This window comes from Phenylobacterium sp. (genome assembly GCF_044371015.1).
Classification (GTDB): domain Bacteria; phylum Pseudomonadota; class Alphaproteobacteria; order Caulobacterales; family Caulobacteraceae; genus Phenylobacterium.
Genome location: NZ_JBILUK010000008.1, coordinates 1 through 18,194, shown reverse-complemented (window position 1 = coordinate 18,194; position 18,194 = coordinate 1). Strand labels below are relative to the sequence as shown.

Sequence of the window (18,194 nt, the reverse complement as noted above, 5' to 3'; positions counted from 1 at the left end):
GGCCTACGGCCCCGCCTCTCCAGACAGTTGCCGCGCCGCCGCCTGCACGCGACCCAGCAGGCGCTTCAGCAGCGTGACTTCCTGCAGAGCCAGCCCCTCAATCAATGCTGCCTCATAGGCCAGCGCCAAGGGGGTAATCTCGGCGTGGAGGGCGCGGCCTTCGGGCGTGAGGCTCAACACATGACTGCGACCGTCGGCGGCGTTCTCGCTGCGGCCGACGAGCCGGCGCTTAGCGAGACCCTGGGCGGCGCGGCTAACCGTCACCTTATCCATCATAGTGCGGGCGACGATCTGTACCTGGCTCAGACCGCCGTCCTCGGCCAGAACGCAGAGCAACCGCCACTGCGGGATCGTCAGGCCGAACCGGTCCTCGTAGGCTCGAGCGATAAGGCCCGAGACCGCGTTGGAGGCCACCGAGAGCCGATAGGGTAGGTACTGGTCGAGCTCCAGACCGGACTCCCCGCTCATCCGGCGGCGACCCGCTGTTCAATGGCGCCGAAGATGGTGTGGCGCTTGGCGTCCCGCATTTCGATCCGCACCTGATCGCCCGCCTTGAGGAATGGCGTCACCGGCGCGCCCGTCGTGATCGTCTCGATGGTTCGCACCTCAGCGAGACAGGAATAGCCGACCCCGCCTTGACTTACGGGCTTGCCCGGGCCGCCGTCCGGTCCGCGGTTGGAGACCGTGCCCGAGCCGACGATGGTTCCGGCCGAGAGCGCCCGGGTGCGCGCGGCGTGCGCCACCAGGGTTCCGAAATCGAAGGTCATGTCGACGCCGGCGTTGGCCTCTCCCAGTAGGGCTCCGTTCAGTTCGACTTCAAGCGTTCCGTGGAGCTTGCCGTCCCGCCATCCGGGGAGCGCGTCGGGCGTCACCGCCACCGGCGAGAAGGCCGAAGCCGGCTTGGACTGGAAGAAGCCGAAGCCCTTCGCCAACTCGTTGGGGATGAGGTTCCGCAGGCTCACGTCATTGCACAGCATTACCAGCCGGATCGCCGCCAACGCCGTCTCGCGATCCGCGCCCATCGGCACGTCGCCGGTCACCACAGCGATCTCGCCCTCCAGGTCGCAGCCCCAGGCGGGATCGGCCAGGGGGATCGGGTCGCGCGGTCCCAGGAATCCGTCCGAGCCGCCCTGATACATCAGAGGATCGGTCCAGAAGCTGTCGGGCATCTCCGCCCCGCGCGCCTGACGCACGAGGGCCACGTGGTTCACGTAGGCCGAGCCGTCGGCCCACTGATAGGCGCGGGGCAGCGGGCTTGCTGCCTCATGCTCATGGAAGCGCGCCTTGGGCACCGAGCCGTGCTCCAACCCCTCGGCTAGGCTCCGAAGCTCCGGTTCGCAAACATCCCAGTCGTCCAGCGCGTCCTGAAGAGTAAAGGCGATCCGATCAGCCGGGGCGTACCAGGCGAGATCGTTGGAGACCACCACTAGCCGGCCGTCACGACCTCCCTTGAGCGATGCGAGCTTCATGCTGGTTCCCCGTTCTCCCGAAGGTCTCAATTGCAACGATACGCCCCGCGAGACAACCGCTGCGACGCCTGCTAGCGGAGGGGACGGCCAGGGCCAGGATCCCCGCATGTTTCGCAGAATGTATGGGTGGGTGATGCGGCTGTCGGCGTCTCGCCATGCGCCCGCTTCCCTGGCGGCGGTCTCGTTCGCCGAGAGCTCGTTCTTCCCGATCCCGCCGGACGTGATGCTGGCGCCGATGGTGCTGGCCCGGCGCGACAAGGCCTTCGTCTATGCCGGAATCTGCACCGCCGCCTCGGTCGTGGGCGGGTTGCTTGGGTATGCGATCGGGGTGTTCCTGGAGCCACTCGGCCAGACCATCATTTCGTTCTTTGGCCACCCAGATGGTCAGGCGCAGTTTCAGAAGTGGTTCGACGAATGGGGCCTAGCGGTGATCCTCATCAAGGGCGCCACCCCTATCCCCTACAAGCTGGTGACGATTACCGCGGGCCTGGCGCACTTCGATCTCTTCACCTTCATCTGGGCGTCGGTGCTGACGCGCGGTTTCCGCTTCTTTGCCGTGGCCGCAATCCTGAAGTACTTCGGCCCCGCCATGCTCAAGGAATTCGAGCGGCGGCTGAACCTCTATTCGGTGCTGCTGCTGATCCTGCTCGTTGGCGGGATCGTGGCGCTGAAGTTCATTTTCTAGAATGAGTAGGCCATATGTCTCGCCGATGATGGCGCTTCGACCCTTCCTCGACCGCTGGCGGATGTGCGCGGTTCTGATCTCCGCCACGATGCTGGCCACGGCCCACGCTTTCGAGCGGTTCGGCGAGCTGGCGCCCTGCACGCTCTGCCTGCGTCAGCGCGAGGTCTATTGGGTGATCCTCGGGCTGGGGTTGGGGTTCATGATCCTGGTGCGCCGGCCGGGCGGGCCGCGCTGGCGCGAGGCGACCTGCTGGGCGCTTGGCGGCCTGTTCCTGCTGGGCGCGGGCGTCGCGACCTATCATGCGGGCGCGGAGTGGAAGTTCTGGCCGGGCCCGACCGCCTGCGCCTCTGCAGGGACTGTGGTCAACGCCGGCGATCTGGCCGCGTTCCTGGACGGCGCGCCCGTGAAGCCTCCGGCCTGCGATGAAGTTCCCTGGGTGTTCGCCGGGCTCTCAATGGCTGGCTGGAATGCGCTGGCCTCGATCGTCTTCGCCGGACTGAGCGGGCTCGCCGCGATCCGGGAGCGAGGGAAACGATGAGCGAGAAGCCGATCCCATCCAGGCCCGGGCGCGGCGCCTCCGCAGCACGCCTCGCCCAGATCCTCCGGGTCGATCACGCCGGTGAACTGGGCGCGGTGCACATTTATCGCGGCCAGCGGGCTGTGCTGGGCACCGCGCCGGGCCGCAGCCGTATCGCCGGCCAGATCGCCGACATGGAGATGCACGAGGCCGAGCACCTGGCTCGCTTTGATGCGCTCTTGACCGAGCGACGGGTGAGGCCGACGGCGCTGACTCCACTCTGGCGTCTCGCGGGCTTCGCGCTTGGCGCAGGCACAGCGCTAATGGGCGAGAAGGCGGCTCATGCCTGTACCGAGGCGGTGGAGACAGTGATCGAGGGCCACTATGCCGGCCAGATCGCGGAGCTGGCCGAGACCGACCCTGAACTGGCCGCCGAGCTGACCCGTTTCCGCGACGAGGAACTGGCGCACCGCGATCAAGCGCTGGCCGAAGGCGCCCGCGAGGCGCCGGGCTACGGCCTGCTCGCCACGGTTATCCGAGCCGGGTGCCGCGCCGCCATCCGGATCAGCGAAAAGGTCTGATTGCTGCAGCCCTGTGGATGCAATCGAGATCCCTCTTCACAGCCCCAAAAAGTTCTGCCTTTGTTCTGATTCAAGGAGTCGAGACATGGCGGACGGATCGAGCGCTCTGGCGCGGGCGATGACAACGGGCGAGGCCCGGCTGGGGTGGGCGACGGCGCCGAGGTCCAGCCTCTGGGCGCAGTGCGCCTGCGGGCGGGAGGCGGCGGTGGACCCGAGGCCCTGGCTGGGCCAGGGGCTCAGCAGGCAGTCCCTGTTCGAGTTGGAGGACCGGCTGCGTTGCGTCTGCGGCGCGCGGCGGGCGCGGCTGGAGATCCGGGGGCTCTCGCCGGCTCCGGGCCAGGGCGCGGGCGGCATCCACCTGTTCAGGTAGTCCCGCTCAGAGCGCTTCGATCTCGTTGCCATTCGCGCGACGCCAGGGGCCCTTGTAGTGGGCGTCAGCGCGGCGGCGACGATCGGGGCCGAAATAGGTGTCGGTGCGCACGAACGGGCGTGGATACTCCACGGCCTGGTGCAGCCGTTCCACCACGCCCCGCGCGGTCAGCGGCTTGGCCAGGAATTCGGAGACCCCGGCGTCGCGCGCCTCGTTGACCCGGGCGAAGGTGGAGTGGCCGGTGATCATCACCACCGGGATCATCGGATTTGCACTGTCGGGCGAGGTGCGGATCATCCGTACGAAGTCGATGCCGTCCAACGGCTGCATCGAAAGGTCGGTCATGACGACATCGATCTGGTGGTCGCGCAGCATCTGCAGCCCCTGCGCCCCGTCGCCGGCTTCGAAAATGTGTTGAACGCCTAGCGCACGCAGAATCTCCGCCAGGAGCACGCGCATATAGTGGTTGTCGTCCACCAGAAGGATCTTCAGGAGATCGTAACGCACGCAGCTCCAGTCCGCTTCTGGATGCCCGATCCGCAGGCTCTCGCCGGGCCGGATTACGGGCCCGTTGGATAGGTCGAGCCGCGAAGCCCGGTCAACGAAATAACGCGGCCCTAGAGGGAAAACCTCTGAGGGATCAAAAAGTTGCGCCCGGAAGAGTAGAATTTTGCCCAAAAAATATGCAACCGCTGGGTGGCCACCGCTTCAGGCGCCAGCGGTTGGCTCGCCGATCGGCCTCATCACCCTGCGGAATCACCGGGACGAAACACGCCGCCGCCGGTCTGGCCGCGATGGCGCAGGAAGGCGTCGGCAAGGACGCAGGCGACCATGGCCTCAACCACCGGGACGGCCCGGATGCCCACGCACGGATCGTGTCGGCCCTTGGTGCGCAACTCGATCTCTTCGCCGCCCTCGTTGATCGAGCGGCGCGGCGTGAGGATCGACGAGGTCGGCTTGAACGCGACCCGCGCGGTCACCGGCTGGCCGGTCGAGATCCCGCCCAGAACCCCTCCCGCATGGTTGGCCAGGAAGACCGGACCGTCATTGCCGATCCGCATCTCATCAGCGTTCTCTTCGCCCGACAGCGCCGCCGAGGCGAAGCCCGCGCCGATCTCGACGCCCTTGGCGGCGTTGATCGACATCAGGGCGGCGGCCAGTTCCGCGTCGAGCTTGCCGTAGAGCGGCGTGCCCCATCCGGCCGGAACGCCCGTGGCCTCGACCGCCACAACGGCGCCGGTCGAGGACCCGGCCTTGCGGACCTGCTCCAGGTGCCCCTCCCAGACCGGCACGATGGCCGGGTCCGGGGCCCAGAAGGGATTGTCGAGCGTGACGCCGAAATCGATCCGATCCGGGTCGACGGCATGCGGCCCGATCTGCACGACCGCGGCGCGGATCGTCACGCCGGCCAGGATCTTGCGCGCGATCGCGCCGGCGGCCACCCGGGCCGCCGTCTCCCGCGCCGACTGCCGGCCGCCGCCGCGATAGTCGCGCACGCCGTACTTGGCGAAATAGGCATAGTCCGCATGGCCGGGCCGGAAGGCAGTGGCGATCTCGGAATAGTCGCGGCTCCGCTGGTCGACATTGTCGATGATCATCGAGATCGGCGTGCCGGTGGTCACCTGGCCATCCGTACGGTCGTCGCGGAACACGCCGGACAAGATGCGCACCGCGTCCGGCTCCTGCCGCTGGGTGACGAACTTGCCCTGCCCCGGCCGACGGCGGTCCAGCCACGGCTGGATGTCGGCCTCGCTGAGCGCGATCCCCGGGGGGCACCCATCGACCACGCAGCCCAGGGCCGGCCCATGGCTCTCGCCCCAGGTCGTCACGCGGAAGAGGTGGCCGAAGGTGTTGTGCGACATGACGTCCCTATAGCCCCCTCCCCCGTTTCGAACAGCGCGACGGAGAGGGAGAGGGTTGGGAGGGGGGCTTAGACCTTAGGCCGGCGCCTTCTGCTGCGCATTGTTGGCGCCGGGGAGCGGACCACGGTTCAGGTCGAAGAACTTTGGCGCCATCTTGGGCACCGCCTCGTCCAGGATCGACTGCACCGTCCAGCCCTCTTCCTTGGTCACCGTCTCGATGGGACGGGGCTGGGAATAGAGGATGATGTTCTCGCCCGAAGAGCCGAAGATCTGTCCCGAGACGTGGGCGGCGGCCGGGGTCACCATGGCCACCGAGAACCGCGCCGGCTGGTCGGCCCGCACCTTCTCGGCCATCACCGCGCGCCGGGCCGCGGCGGCCTCGTCCTTGACCGGCACCGACTGGGTCATCCGGGTCCAGGCCACCGGCGCCAGGCAGTTGGAGCGCACGTTGTTGCGGGCCCCTTCCATGGCGATGATCCGGCTCATGCCGGCGATGCCCATCTTGGCGGCGCCATAGTTGGCCTGGCCGATGTTGCCGAACAGGCCCGAGGTCGAGGTGAAGAACATGTAGGCGCCGTCGTTCTGCTCACGGAACAGCTCGATGGTGGCCCGCGCCACATTGAACGAGCCGCGCATGTGGACGGCGATCACCGCATCCCACTCGGCCTCGGTCATCTTGTGGAACATGACGTCGCGCAGGATGCCGGCGGGGTTGATCACCGCATGCAGGCCGCCGAACGTCTTCTTGGCCAGGTCCACCATGCCGTAGACGGCGTCGAGGTTGGTGACGCTGTCGGAGTTGGAGACCGCCTCGCCGCCGTTGGCGCGGATGAGCGCCGCCACTTCCTCGGCCGGGCCGGACGAGCCTTCGTCTTCGCCCTTGAGGCCGCCGCCCAGATCGTTGACCACAACCTTGGCGCCTTCCTGCGCCGCGATCAGCGCGCAGTCGCGGCCGATGCCGTTGCCGCCGCCCGTGACCAGAACCACCTTGCCTTCAAGCGCGCCCATGGCCGCGATCTCCCGTTTGTTGTCGTCGACGACTGTTGTCTGGCAAACCGTTTATTCGAGACGATCCGCCCGGCGCAAGTCGGGGAACAGCCGCGCCCAGAGTCCGGTCACCGCCAGCGCGCCCACGCCGCCGAACACCGCCGCCCCCACCGGCCCCAGGAACCGGGCCACCAGCCCGCTCTCGAACTCCCCCAGTTCGTTCGAAGCGCCGATGAACACCGAGGAGACCGAGGCCACCCGCCCGCGCATGTGGTCGGGCGTGACCAGCTGCACCAGCGTCTGGCGCACATAGACGCTGACCATGTCGGCCCCGCCCAGCACCGCCAGCGCCGCCACCGACAGCCACAGCGACTTTGAGAGCCCGAAGACAATGGTCGCCAGTCCGAACACCGCCACCCCGCCGAACATGTAGAGCCCCGCCCGGCGCCGGATCGGGTTGGCGGCCAGCCAGACGGCCATGATCGTCGCCCCGATGGCCGGCCCGGCCCTCAGGATGCCGAACCCTTCGGGCCCCACATGCAGCACGTCGCGCGCAAACACCGGCAGCAGCGCCGTCGCCCCGCCCAGCAGCACGGCGAACATGTCGAGCGAGATGGCGCCGAACACGATCTTCTGGCGCCAGACATAGGCCAGCCCCTCCTTCATCAGTTGCCAGCGCGAACCGGCATTCACCTCCGGCCGGGTGTTGGCCCGGATCAGCAGCGCGAGGATCGCCGCGCCGGCATAGAGACCGAGAGAGGTGAGGTAGGCCGCGCCCACCGAGTTGGCGATGATCAGCCCGGCCGCCGCCGGCCCGGCGATCGAGGCCGACTGCCAGGCGAGCGAATTCCACGCGATGGCGCGGGGCAGCAGCGAGCGCGGCACCAGCATCGGCCCCAGCGCCGTATTGGCCGGGTTGAAGAAAGCCCGGCAGGCCCCGAACAGCGCCGCGGCGACCAGCAGGAACCCGGGCGTCATGCTGTCGGTGAAGGTCGCCGCCGCCAGGGCGCCGACGATCAGGATCTCCAACCCCAAGCACCAGACCACGATCTTGCGCCGGTCGTACCGATCCGCCGCCTCGCCGGCCGGCAGGGTCAGGAGCAGCACGGGGATGAAGGTGACCAGGCCGATCAGCCCGACCATGAGCGCGCTCTCGGCCACCGAGCGCGTCTCCCGCGCCAGCGCATACATCTGCCAGCCCAGCGCCACCGACTGGATCTGAGTCGAGAAACTGCCCAGCCATCGGGTGCCCCAGAACCTGAGGTAGTTCGCTTCCCGGAGCAGAGCTCGGGCGGAGGGGGCGGGATCAGGCGCAGCGTCGGTCATGCGGGCTCAAGGGTGACGGGCGCGGGCGGCGGGGGCAATGGGGCGCCTGAGGTTGGAACCACGGAACACACGGAACTCACGGAAGGGCGGCCCCACCGGTGTCATCCCGGTTTTCGCGGCGCGCGAAAGACCGGGACCTCCCGCGCCGGACGGCGGAGGTTGGCGCGGCGCCGCGATCCTGCCGGGCCTCGGATCGCGGGCGGAAATGTCGCGAATGCTGGACTCAACAACGCGTTTTTTCGAGGTTTTCTTCAATGAAATCATTGCATCCGAGTCGGCGCGTGCGACATTTGACGGCGCGCCGGGGCTGGACCTGGGCGCAGATCGCCTCGGGTGGATGCCTCGAATAGAGCGCATTGGGGCTTCCTGCGCGCGTGCGGGCGCGTGCGAGGGGGCGGGTTCCAGGCGTCGGACATGGTGGAAGCTCCCGGCCTGAGGTGGGGGCAAGCGGGCGCAATCGCCCGACGGCGCGTGAATTGGCTCGACCGGCGACGGATGCGCAGGCGCGACGCGGATCGGCAGGGTGGAGGTTAGCTCAGGCGGGAGGGCGAGTAAAGAACAAATTGGGAACATTTGATGTGACGCGATGCGGCCTGCAACGGGATCGGGGTCTGCAAATGGCTCATTGCCGACCCTCGTCGCACCCGCTTGCGGGCTTGGAGCGAAGGATCGTCCCCGACCCAAAGCGGAAACTCACAGACCCTCACGCCACGCTTCTCTATGCCATTGGGCTCAAGCCCCACCGGATCCGCCGACCGATACGACGAACGTTCCGGGCCGAGGCCCAAAGGGCGTGGGCGACGGCGACCGCCGCGCCTCGATCATCAGGTGGGGAAGCCCCCGTCGCCAGCCCGGGTCAGCTTGCCGATACCGACTGCCGACAGGTGGATCAGATGTCAGCGCCAAAGCTTGCCTTCGGGTCCAATGGCCGCTCGGCCTCGAGCTGCGCCCGCAGCATGCTGACGGCCTCGTGCTGGGACAGATACACGTTTCCAGTGAGGACATGCAGGAAGTGAGACCGCTGGAGTCGATCCATGACGGGCCCCTTCACCTCCGAGAGGTGGAAGGTTACGGCGGCGTCCTTCAGGCGGGCGTTGATCGTTTCCAGACTCTCCAGCGCGCTCGCGTCGACCTCGTTTACGGCTGAGCACATCAGCACCAAGTGGCGGATCGATTTGTTCTGGGCCACCAGGTCGTAGACCGTGTCTTCCAGGTAGCGGGCGTTGGCGAAGAACAGGCTCTCGTCGACGCGTATGGTGAGGATGCCTGGGACCGTCTCGACCTGATGGCGCAGGATGTTCCGGAAGTGCTCAGTGCCGGGCACTCGTCCGACGATCGCCACGTGAGGACGTGAGCCCCGATAGAGGTAAAAGGCAAGTGACAGGCCCACGCCAGCCACGATACCCGCCTCAACACCCATGGCGAGGGTAAGGAGGATCGTCGCCGCCATGGCCGAGAAATCCGTCTTGGAATAGCGCCAGGTGCGCGACAGCGAGGTCAGGTCCACCAGCGACAACACCGCCACGATAATCGTGGCCGCGAGGGTCGCGTTCGGCAGGTCGTGGATTAGCGGCGTCAGGAACAGGGCGGCCAGGGCAATGCCGACGGCGGTGTAGGCTCCGGCCGCCGGGGTTTCGGCGCCCGCGTCGAAGTTGACCACGCTACGGGCGAAGCCCCCCGCCACCGGAAAGCCGCCGGAGAACGCCGAGCCGAGATTGGACGCGCCCAAGGCGACGAGCTCCTGGTCCGGGTCGATCCGCTGGCGGCGCTTGGCCGCCAGGGTCTGGGCGACCGAGACGGACTCCACAAAACCCACAATGGAGAGCAGGACCGCGGGTAGGGCCAGAGCTGTCCAGGCGCCGAGATCGACGGCGGGCAGGGTAAGCTGCGGCAGCCCCTGGGGAATCTCGCCCACGGTGCGGACCCCATGTTCGTCCAGGTCCAGCGCCCAGACCGCGAAAGTTGATGCGGCCACGACCAGGACCGGACCAGCCTTGGCGAGCATTCCGGCGGCGCGGGCGGCGAGGCCGAGCTTCTGCAGGAGCGGCTGCAGGCCTCGACGCGACCAGAAAAGGAAGGCCAGCCCCCCCAGTCCGATGATCGCCGTGGGAAGGCTGAACGCCCGGATGGAGCCTGCCAGGCTGCCGACGAGCTCGACGAGCGTGTCGCCCTCCGCCGGCACGCCCAATAGGTGCTTCAGCTGGCTGGCGGCGATCAGCAGACCCGAGGCGGTGATGAACCCTGAGATCACCGGGTGGCTCAGAAAGTTGGCCAGGAAGCCCAGGCGGAAGACGCCTATCGCCAGGAGGAAGGCGCCCGACAAGAAGGCCAGCGCGATTGTCGCCCCGATATACTCGGGACTGCCCGCCAGACCGACCTTGCTCGCCGCAGCGGCGGTCATGAGCGAGACCACGGCCACCGGGCCGACGGCCAGCGTCCGGCTGGTCCCGAAGAGCGCATAGGCCACGAGCGGGGCGATGCTCGCATAGAGCCCGATCTGCGGCGGCAGCCCCGCCAGCATCGCATAGGCCAGCGACTGCGGGATGAGCATGATGGTCACGATCACGGCCGCGAGCAGGTCGCTCGCCGCCGTCCCGCCATCGTAGCGGCGCCCCCAGTCCAGGATCGGAAGGTAGCGGCTTAGCTGCATGGCCCCAGGGTCCTGCGCGTCATTGAGGCCGGACCGCTTTGCCCAGCACGGCCGGTGCGGCCGCCGGGTTCTTCAGCTTCACCGGCACCATCATGTAATGGACGCCGTTGGTCTCAGCCGGCGGGAAGCGGCCCGCGCGGATGTTAACCTGGATCGAAGGCATGAGCAGGGCCGGGGCAGCGAGAGTGGCGTCGCGCGTCTCGCGCATAGCGACGTAGTCATCTTCGCTGACGCCGTCGCGGATATGCACGTTGTGCTCGCGCTCCGCCTGCACGGTGGTCTCCCATGCATATTCGTCCCGCCCGGGGGCCTTGTAGTCGTGGCACATGAAGAGCCGCGTGTCCGGCGGCAGGCTGAGCAGCCGGCGAATGGAACGGTACAGCTGGCGGGCGTCGCCCCCCGGGAAGTCCGCGCGAGCGGTGCCGTAATCCGGCATGAACAGCGTGTCGCCGACGAAAACCGCGTCTTGAATGCGGTAGGCGATGTCCGCCGGTGTGTGGCCAGGCAAGTGTAGGATCTCGACCTCCAGTCCACCCAGGGCGAAGCGCTCGCCGTCGGCGAACAGACGGTCGAAATCGCTGCCGTCAGGGTTCAGGTCCGTAGCGTTGAAGATCGGCCGGAAGATCTTCTGCACGTCGCGGATGTGCTCGCCGATACCGATGTTCGCGCCGGTCATCGCCTTGACATAGGGCGCGCCGCTCAGGTGGTCGGCGTGTGCGTGGGTCTCCAGGGCCCAGACCACTTCGAGGTCGCGATCGCGGGCCTCTCGCAGCACGGCCTCCACCGAGTGGGTGTCGACCTCGCCGGAAGCAAAGTCGAAGTCCAGGACCGGGTCGATCACCGCCGCGCGCCGCGAGGCGGCGTCCCATACCAGATAGGTGACGGTCTTGGTGGGCTCGTCGAAGAAGGCCCGGATCTTCAGTTCAGGCGCCATCGTGCGTGAGTCCTCGTCTGACGTGTTGACATCTATATAATCTATTTCTAATTTAGGCAAACCTAATTGATGAGCCGCCGAGTGACCACCCAGACCGCAAGTGCGCCTGCCGCCGCATTGATGATTGTCGACTTCCAGGACCACGCCGCCGAGGCGGCGCGGTTTCTACGGGCGCTGGCCAATGAGCACCGGCTGTTGGTGCTCTGCCATCTGCTGGCCTTTGGGGAGATGCACGTGAACGCCCTTGTCGAGCGGGTGGGCCTCAGTCAGTCGGCGCTTTCGCAGCACCTCGCCCGGCTGCGCGAGGACGGGCTCGTCACCTACAGGCGCGAGTCCCAAACACTCTACTACCGAATCTGCGACGCGCGCGCTGAGCGCGTGCTGGCGGTCCTAAAGGACATCTTCTGCCCTGCGCTCGGCGACCCGCTGAAGGAGGCCCCATGACCCAACCCAAGACTCTTTCTCCACGCGAAGCCGCGGACCTTATCGAGCGAGGCGCGTTGATCGTCGACATTCGCGAGGACGCTGAACGCGAGGTCGGGGTGATTCCGGGCGCAGCGCACGCGCCGCTCTCGCAGCTCGCCGAGCGCCAGATTGCGTCGACGCCCGGCCAACCCCTCATCTTCCATTGCAAGGCCGGCGGACGAACGGCAGCCAACGCAGCGGCGCTCGCGGCCAAGGCTGGCGACTGCGAGCCCTACCTGCTGCAGGGCGGCATCGAGGCCTGGGCTGCCGAGGGTCTCCCCATTGAGCGGCCGAGCTAACCCATGCCCACAGAGTTCACACCGCTCACCGCCATGGCCGGAGGCCTGCTCATCGGCGCGGCTATCCTGGTCCTCTTCCACACCCTCGGCCGGATAGCGGGCGTGAGCGGAATGCTCAGCGCGGCCTTCGGCGCCGGGACCCCCGGCGGCGAACGCGCCTGGCGGTTCGCGTTCCTCGCCGGCCTGGTGCTGGGGCCGGTCGTGGCGAGCGCCGCCTTCGCTCGGTCCTTTATCCAGCCCTCGCCCGCCAGCCTGCCGATCCTGATCGTTGCTGGGCTGGCGGTGGGCTTAGGTACGGGCATGGCGAACGGTTGCACCAGCGGCCACGGCGTCTGCGGCGTGTCGCGGCTCTCCGTGCGCTCAATCGTGGCCACGGCGATGTTCATGGGCTTCGGCTTCCTGACCGCCTCCGTCGGTCGGCGCCTCTTTCTGGAAACCTGAACATGACCCTCGCCAAAGTCGCCGCCGGCCTGAGCGCAGGCCTCCTGTTCGGCGCGGGCCTTGCCATGTCGGGCATGACGAACCCCAACAAGGTGCTGAACTTTCTCGACCTCACGGGCCCGTGGGACCCGAGCCTGGCGCTCGTCATGGCTGCCGCCGTGCCGGTCTCGGCGCTGTCTTTCTGGGCGGCGAGGCGGCGCCATCGGCCATTCCTTGAGCCTGGCTTCCTGCTGCCCGCGAACCGGCGGCTGGAGGCGCGCCTCTGGGTGGGCTCAGCCCTGTTCGGCGTCGGCTGGGGGCTGGGCGGCTACTGCCCCGGACCCGCCGTGGCGTCGCTCACCCAGCCTAGCCTCGGCCTCGTCGCCTTCATCATCGCCATGGGCGTCGGACTGGGGGTTTCGAGCCGCGCCGCAAAGCTCATCTCGCGTGCGTCTCCCAAGGAACACCCCCATATGGGCTGAAGCCTTCGGGAGGCCAGCATATCGAAGGGCTTGAGGCGCATTGGAACGAACTGACGAGTTCGGTTTCGCGAAATGCGCTTCAGGCGAGGATTGCACCCAGTCGTCAGGGCGTAGATCGGGAGCGTCCGACAAGGGTCGCTAAGCCAACGTCCGCCGCTTCGCGGGGGAGGTGAATGGGCCTCGGTCCCCTCAGGTCCAGGCCACCATCGGCGGCATCGAGCTCAGGATCGTCTCGATGTTGCCGCCGGCCTTGAGGCCGAACATCGTGCCGCGGTCGTAGAGCAGGTTGAATTCCACGTAGCGGCCGCGACGGACCATCTGTTCGTGGCGCTCGGCCTCGGTCCAGGGCTCGGCCATGCGGCGGCGCGCGATCTTGGGGTAGATGTCGAGGAACGCCTCGCCCACCGCCTGGGTGAAGGCGAAGTCGCGCTCGAAGTCGCCGCTGTCGTGCCGGTCGTAGAAGATGCCGCCGATGCCGCGCGGCTCGTTCCGATGCGGCAGGTGGAAATACTCGTCGCACCAGGCCTTGTACTTCGCGTGCCATTCGGGGTGATGCGCGTCGCAGGCGGCTTTCATCGCTTCGTGGAAGACGATGGCGTCGGGCGCATCCTGGCGGCGGTCCACGTCCAGCATCGGCGTCAGGTCGGCGCCGCCGCCGAACCAGCTGACCGCCGTCGACAGGAAGCGGGTGTTCATGTGCACCGTCGGCACCCGCGGCGAGCGCGGATGGATGATCAGGCTGATGCTGGCCGACACATAGGTCGGGTCCTTGTCGGCGCCCGGCATCTGGGCCGCCATCTCGGGCGAGAAGCGGGCCAGGGCGGCGGAGGTGTGGACCCCGGCCTTTTCGATCAGCCGCCCGCGCAGATGGCCGCCGATCCCGCCGCCGACCCCGGTCTCGCGCGTCCAGGGCCGCCGCTCGCAACGACCGGGCGCGCCGGGATAAAGCGCGTCCGGCGCTTCGTCCTCCAGCGCGTCGAGCACGGCCAGGATGCGGTCCTGCAGGCTCTCGAACCATGCCTTGGCGCGATCGCGCCGGGCGAAGATCTCTGGGCTGAGCGGCGAGGAAGTCGTGTCTGTCATGCCGCGTCTGCTAGCCCGGCGAGCCTGGACGCGGAAGTCCGTACTGGCCACAAGGCCGCCTCCCCGGCGGCTTTCGCCGATTGCCCGGTTGAAAAAGGACCGAACGCATTCTAGAGCCTCCTGCCATCGGCATTGCCGGGCGCGAGGGGGCGAATCGAAGGAGTTGGGGCGGAACCGTCCGCAAAGCTCCGCGGAACGCACGCTTGCCCCCGACGGCGCCGTAAACGTCAAGGCCGCCGGATTGCACTCGGCGGACCAGATCGAAGGGTAGCTTCAAGGTGGCTGACACCGTCGTGGGCGCAACTCCCGACCCGCACGCCTCAGGTTCGGGCGATGACCCGAGCCGGCGCGACTTCATTCACATCGCCTCCGGCGCCGCGGCCGCGGGCGCCGTGGCCGGCGTCGCCTGGCCGCTGGTCGACCAGATGAACCCGGCCGCCGACACGCTGGCGCTGGCGACCATCGAGTTCGACCTCAGCAAGGTCGCACCGGGCCAGCAGGTGGTGATCAAGTGGCGGGGCAAGCCGCTGTTCGTGCGCAACCGCACGCCGGAGCAGATCGCGCAGGCGGTCAAGGACGACGGCGCGAATCTCCCCGATCCGCAGGCCGACGCAGACCGCGTGAAGCCCGGTAAGGCGGAGTGGCTGGTCCTGGTCGGAACCTGTACGCACCTGGGCTGCGTGCCCACGGTCGGCGGCGGGGAGTATGGCGGCTGGTTCTGCCCGTGCCACGGCTCGCACTACGACACCTCCGGTCGGATCCGGAAGGGTCCGGCGCCGAAGAACCTTGAGGTGCCGACCTACGCCTTCCTCTCTGACACCCAGATCAAGGTGGGCTGACCCGATGAGCGGACATTCCACCTACGAACCCAAGACCGGCTTTGAGCGCTGGCTCGACACGCGCCTGCCGATCATCCGCTTCGCCAAGGACACGGCGCTCGACTTCCCGACGCCGCGGAACCTCAACTACTGGTACACCTTCGGCGGCATCCTGGCCCTGATGCTGGGCATCCAGATCGCCACCGGCATCGTGCTGGCCATGCACTATGTGCCGCACGTGGACCACGCCTTCGCCTCCGTCGAGCGGATCATGCGCGACGTGAACTACGGCTGGCTGATCCGCTACATGCACTCCAACGGCGCCTCGATGTTCTTTGTGGCGGTGTACCTGCACATCCTGCGCAACCTCTATTACGGCTCCTACAAGGCCCCCCGCGAGGTGCTGTGGATCCTGGGTTGCGTGATCTATTTCCTTATGATGGCCACCGCCTTCATCGGCTATGTGCTGCCGTGGGGCCAGATGAGCTTCCACGGCGCTGTGGTGATCACCAACCTGATCGGCGCGCTACCGATCATCGGCGAGCCGGTGACCACGCTGCTCTGGGGCGGGCCGGCGGTGGACAACCCCACGCTCAACCGCTTCTTCTCGCTGCACTATCTGCTGCCGTTCGCGATCGCCGGGGTGGTGATCCTGCACATCTGGGCGCTGCACGTGCCGGGCAACAACAACCCGGTGGGCATCGATCTGAAGAACAAGAGCGATTTCGTCCCGTTCCATCCGTACTACACGATCAAGGACGGCTTCGCGATCGCGGTGTTCCTGCTGCTCTACGCCAGCTTCGTGTTCTTCAACCCGAACGCGCTGGGCCATCCGGACAACTACATCCCCGCCAACCCGCTGGTGACGCCGGCGCACATCGTGCCTGAATGGTACTTCCTGCCGTTCTACGCGATCCTGCGCGCGGTGCCCGACAAGCTGGGCGGCGTGCTGCTGATGTTCGGCGCCATCGGCGTGCTGTTTGCGCTGCCCTGGCTCGACACGTCTAAGGTGCGGTCCATGCGCTACCGTCCGACCGCGAAGCTCTACTTCTGGATCTTCGTGTTCGTGGCCCTGGTGCTCGGCTACTGCGGCGGCCAGCTGCCGGACGACAAGGTTATCCCCGGCGTTTCGAGCTTCGTGCTCGGCGGGTCAGACCTGAACAGCTTCGTCTGGCTCAGTCGCGTGGCGACCGCCTACTACTTCGCCTACTTCCTGATCATCCTGCCGCTGCTCGGGCTGACCGAGACACCGCTGCCGGTTCCACAGTCCATCTCGGATCCGGTCCTGTCGCACCCTGCCGCAACGCCCGCCGGGGCCGTGGCGTCGCCTGAGAAGAGGGGCTGAGCCTGACCATGCTGCGCAAAGGTATCGCGCTCGCGGCGCTAGCCCTCACTCTCGCCGCCGGCCCGGCCATGGCCGCCGGCGGGAAGCAGGACATCCAGCACATCAACTGGAGTTTCGCCGGTCCGTTCGGCAAGTTCGACACCGCCCAGATCCAGCGAGGCTACAAGGTCTATCGGGAGGTCTGCGCCGCCTGCCACTCGATGAACCTGCTGTCGTTCCGCAATCTCGGCCAGCCGGGCGGACCGTTCTACGATCCGAAGTATCCCAACCCGAACGACAACCCGGTCGTGAAGGCGCTGGCCAAGGACATCCAGGTCAACGACATCGATTCGGAAACCGGCGACGCCATCCAGCGTCCGGCTGTGCCGGCCGACCGGTTCCCAAACCCGTTCCCGAACGATGCGGCCGCAGCGGCCTCCAACGGCGGCGCGATCCCCCCGGATCTTTCCGTCATCACCAAGGCGCGCGCCAACGGACCCAACTATGTCTACTCCCTGATGGTCGGCTACAAGCCGCCGCCGGCGGGCCTGACGATGTCGCCCGGTCAGAACTACAACACCGCCATGGCCGGCGATCTCACGCCATTCTGGAAGGGCGATAAGCACAAAGTCCCGCACGGCGGCTTCATCGCCATGCCGCCGCAGCTTGCGCCCGACAAGGTGACCTTCGACGACGGCACCAAGTCGACCATCGAACAGCAGGCCAAGGACGTCACCGCCTTCCTGCACTGGGCGGCCGAGCCTAAGGCGAACGAACGCAAGTCCTTCGGCCTGGGCGCGATGATCTACCTGCTGATCTTCACGGTGCTGCTCTACTTCAGCTACCGCCGGGTCTGGCGCAACGTCGCCCACTGAGAAACACGTTCAACGACGTGATCAGGGCCTCGGCGCACGCCGGGGCCCTTTTTCGTTGAGCACCGGCGGAGCCACGGTGACCAGGCCGGCGGGAAAGTCGAACCGCAGGCGAAACCGGCTCAGCACCTCACCGCCGAGCACGCCCGCCGCCTCGCCTTCCGGCGAGGTCAGGCCCGCCGCCACGTCTTCGCCGGCGGCGCCCGCGAACTCGACCCTGGGCAGGCGCGCCAGCCAGACCCCGTCGGGATAGAGCTCGCTCTTGCGGACCGCGTTGGGGGCAGAGGCCAGGTCGTCGGCGATGCGGGCGGGCGCATCGGCGCCCGTCGCCAGCACGAACAGGCCCTCCAGCCGCCGGGCGCCGTCCTCGACCGCCGCCGGAACCACGGGCCGTCCGACGTCCCAGGTCATGGGCAGGGTTCGGCCCGTAAGCGCCGGGCGCGCCTCCGCAGGCCGCCAAAGCCGAACCCGACAAGGCGCGAATTCCACATCCACCACGAAGTCCCGCAGGGCGTCGACGCCGATGATCCCGCCCGCCGGCGTCGCCAGCCGCCAGATGCGAGCATCCAGGTCGGCCACCCGAAGTGGGCGTCCGGGCAGGATCAGTCCGCCGATCCGGATGTCGCCGGTCAGTTCCGTGGCGACGATCCCGGCCGTCTCCGCCCGCGTCTCGTGCAGCACGCTGTGCGCCGTGCCGGTGTCCAGCATGTAGTCCCCGGCGATCCCCGCGACCTCGCCCGGCATGACGATCATCCCGGCCTCGAACCGGCAGGCCAGGGTCACCTCCGCCAGGGCCGGCGCGGGGGCCAGACCGGCGGCGAAAGCGGCGAATAGGACGAGCGGTGCGCGCACAGGCGACATCATACCCCCGCCAGCTGGTTTCGGCGTGGCCGAAGCGCGCCTACATCTGGTGCATGGCTCACATCCGCCCTTGGCGCGTGTTCCGGCGCGCGCAGGATCTGACGGTCGTCACCGCCTGCCTGATCTATGCGGGCGCCACGCTGCACGCATTCTCGCGCCTGCCCGGCAACCCGCAGCTGATCGCCGAGC

Annotated in this window: 21 protein-coding genes; 11 read left to right on the top strand and 10 right to left on the bottom strand. The window is 67.8% G+C overall.

From position 1 onward, the window contains the following. Positions 1-3: 3 nt before the first annotated feature. Positions 4-468, bottom strand: coding sequence for a MarR family winged helix-turn-helix transcriptional regulator (locus tag ACIQ3R_RS01565; RefSeq protein WP_397414304.1), 465 nt, complete (start codon positions 466-468; stop codon positions 4-6). Next, on the bottom strand, positions 465-1,469 hold the full coding sequence (locus ACIQ3R_RS01560) for a fumarylacetoacetate hydrolase family protein (protein ID WP_397414302.1): 1,005 nt from the start codon (positions 1,467-1,469) through the stop codon (positions 465-467). Before ACIQ3R_RS01560 ends, ACIQ3R_RS01565 begins: the two co-directional genes overlap by 4 nt. A gap of 106 nt (positions 1,470-1,575) precedes the next feature. On the opposite strand from ACIQ3R_RS01560, the gene ACIQ3R_RS01555 reads away from it, so the two are divergent. From ACIQ3R_RS01555 to ACIQ3R_RS01540, 4 genes are all read left to right on the top strand, one after another. Further along, positions 1,576-2,154: a YqaA family protein gene (locus ACIQ3R_RS01555; protein ID WP_397414300.1), complete on the top strand. Its 579-nt coding sequence runs from the start codon at positions 1,576-1,578 to the stop codon at positions 2,152-2,154. 1 nt (position 2,155) lies between these two features. After that, positions 2,156-2,692: a disulfide bond formation protein B gene (locus ACIQ3R_RS01550; protein ID WP_397414297.1), complete on the top strand. Its 537-nt coding sequence runs from the start codon at positions 2,156-2,158 to the stop codon at positions 2,690-2,692. Beyond that, positions 2,689-3,252 carry a demethoxyubiquinone hydroxylase family protein gene (locus ACIQ3R_RS01545; protein WP_397414295.1) on the top strand — a complete coding sequence of 188 codons (564 nt, stop codon included), beginning with the start codon at positions 2,689-2,691 and terminating at the stop codon, positions 3,250-3,252. Before ACIQ3R_RS01550 ends, ACIQ3R_RS01545 begins: the two co-directional genes overlap by 4 nt. Before the next feature lie 85 nt (positions 3,253-3,337). After that, positions 3,338-3,622, top strand: coding sequence for a hypothetical protein (locus tag ACIQ3R_RS01540; protein ID WP_397414292.1), 285 nt, complete (start codon positions 3,338-3,340; stop codon positions 3,620-3,622). A 6-nt stretch (positions 3,623-3,628) separates the two neighbouring features. Here ACIQ3R_RS01540 and ACIQ3R_RS01535 read toward each other — a convergent pair whose 3' ends face one another. The 6 genes from ACIQ3R_RS01535 to ACIQ3R_RS01510 all read right to left on the bottom strand — a co-directional run bounded on the left by ACIQ3R_RS01535 (position 3,629) and on the right by ACIQ3R_RS01510 (position 11,381). After that, positions 3,629-4,129: a response regulator transcription factor gene (locus ACIQ3R_RS01535; protein WP_397414290.1), complete on the bottom strand. Its 501-nt coding sequence runs from the start codon at positions 4,127-4,129 to the stop codon at positions 3,629-3,631. 236 nt (positions 4,130-4,365) lie between these two features. After that, positions 4,366-5,484 carry a chorismate synthase gene (aroC, locus tag ACIQ3R_RS01530; RefSeq protein WP_397414287.1) on the bottom strand — a complete coding sequence of 373 codons (1,119 nt, stop codon included), beginning with the start codon at positions 5,482-5,484 and terminating at the stop codon, positions 4,366-4,368. A 75-nt stretch (positions 5,485-5,559) separates the two neighbouring features. Continuing rightward, the gene (locus ACIQ3R_RS01525) at positions 5,560-6,492 is read right to left on the bottom strand and encodes an SDR family NAD(P)-dependent oxidoreductase (protein ID WP_397414284.1); all 933 of its coding nucleotides are present in this window, start codon (positions 6,490-6,492) and stop codon (positions 5,560-5,562) included. 51 nt (positions 6,493-6,543) lie between these two features. Continuing rightward, entirely contained in the window at positions 6,544-7,797 is a 1,254-nt protein-coding gene (locus ACIQ3R_RS01520) for an MFS transporter (protein ID WP_397414282.1), read from the bottom strand. An 889-nt stretch (positions 7,798-8,686) separates the two neighbouring features. Continuing rightward, positions 8,687-10,447 carry a SulP family inorganic anion transporter gene (locus ACIQ3R_RS01515; protein WP_397414280.1) on the bottom strand — a complete coding sequence of 587 codons (1,761 nt, stop codon included), beginning with the start codon at positions 10,445-10,447 and terminating at the stop codon, positions 8,687-8,689. 19 nt (positions 10,448-10,466) lie between these two features. Then, entirely contained in the window at positions 10,467-11,381 is a 915-nt protein-coding gene (locus ACIQ3R_RS01510; protein ID WP_397414278.1) for an MBL fold metallo-hydrolase, read from the bottom strand. 120 nt (positions 11,382-11,501) lie between these two features. Between ACIQ3R_RS01510 and ACIQ3R_RS01505 the strand changes: the two genes are divergently transcribed. From ACIQ3R_RS01505 to ACIQ3R_RS01490, 4 genes are read left to right on the top strand one after another with little or no spacing between them, the layout of a single operon-like run. After that, a complete protein-coding gene (locus ACIQ3R_RS01505; protein ID WP_397414351.1) occupies positions 11,502-11,825 on the top strand; it encodes an ArsR/SmtB family transcription factor in 324 nt (107 codons plus the stop codon). Beyond that, on the top strand, positions 11,822-12,145 hold the full coding sequence (locus ACIQ3R_RS01500; RefSeq protein ID WP_397414276.1) for a rhodanese-like domain-containing protein: 324 nt from the start codon (positions 11,822-11,824) through the stop codon (positions 12,143-12,145). The genes ACIQ3R_RS01505 and ACIQ3R_RS01500 overlap by 4 nt, the downstream gene beginning before the upstream one ends. Before the next feature lie 3 nt (positions 12,146-12,148). Continuing rightward, complete coding sequence (locus tag ACIQ3R_RS01495; protein WP_397414274.1) at positions 12,149-12,586, top strand: YeeE/YedE family protein; 438 nt, start codon at positions 12,149-12,151, stop codon at positions 12,584-12,586. A gap of 2 nt (positions 12,587-12,588) precedes the next feature. Beyond that, on the top strand, positions 12,589-13,047 hold the full coding sequence (locus ACIQ3R_RS01490) for a DUF6691 family protein (protein ID WP_397414272.1): 459 nt from the start codon (positions 12,589-12,591) through the stop codon (positions 13,045-13,047). Between the two features lie 189 nt (positions 13,048-13,236). On the opposite strand, the gene hemF is transcribed toward ACIQ3R_RS01490, so the two are convergent. Further along, positions 13,237-14,130 carry an oxygen-dependent coproporphyrinogen oxidase gene (gene hemF, locus ACIQ3R_RS01485; protein ID WP_397414270.1) on the bottom strand — a complete coding sequence of 298 codons (894 nt, stop codon included), beginning with the start codon at positions 14,128-14,130 and terminating at the stop codon, positions 13,237-13,239. A gap of 278 nt (positions 14,131-14,408) precedes the next feature. Between hemF and petA the strand changes: the two genes are divergently transcribed. From petA to ACIQ3R_RS01470, 3 genes are read left to right on the top strand one after another with little or no spacing between them, the layout of a single operon-like run. After that, positions 14,409-14,969, top strand: coding sequence for a ubiquinol-cytochrome c reductase iron-sulfur subunit (petA, locus tag ACIQ3R_RS01480; RefSeq protein ID WP_397414267.1), 561 nt, complete (start codon positions 14,409-14,411; stop codon positions 14,967-14,969). Positions 14,970-14,973: 4 nt separating this feature from the next. Continuing rightward, complete coding sequence (locus ACIQ3R_RS01475) at positions 14,974-16,293, top strand: cytochrome bc complex cytochrome b subunit (protein ID WP_397414265.1); 1,320 nt, start codon at positions 14,974-14,976, stop codon at positions 16,291-16,293. A gap of 8 nt (positions 16,294-16,301) precedes the next feature. Then, positions 16,302-17,147, top strand: coding sequence for a cytochrome c1 (locus ACIQ3R_RS01470; RefSeq protein WP_397414263.1), 846 nt, complete (start codon positions 16,302-16,304; stop codon positions 17,145-17,147). A gap of 21 nt (positions 17,148-17,168) precedes the next feature. Here ACIQ3R_RS01470 and ACIQ3R_RS01465 read toward each other — a convergent pair whose 3' ends face one another. Next, complete coding sequence (locus ACIQ3R_RS01465; RefSeq protein WP_397414261.1) at positions 17,169-17,996, bottom strand: hypothetical protein; 828 nt, start codon at positions 17,994-17,996, stop codon at positions 17,169-17,171. Between the last annotated feature and the right edge of the window lie 198 nt (positions 17,997-18,194).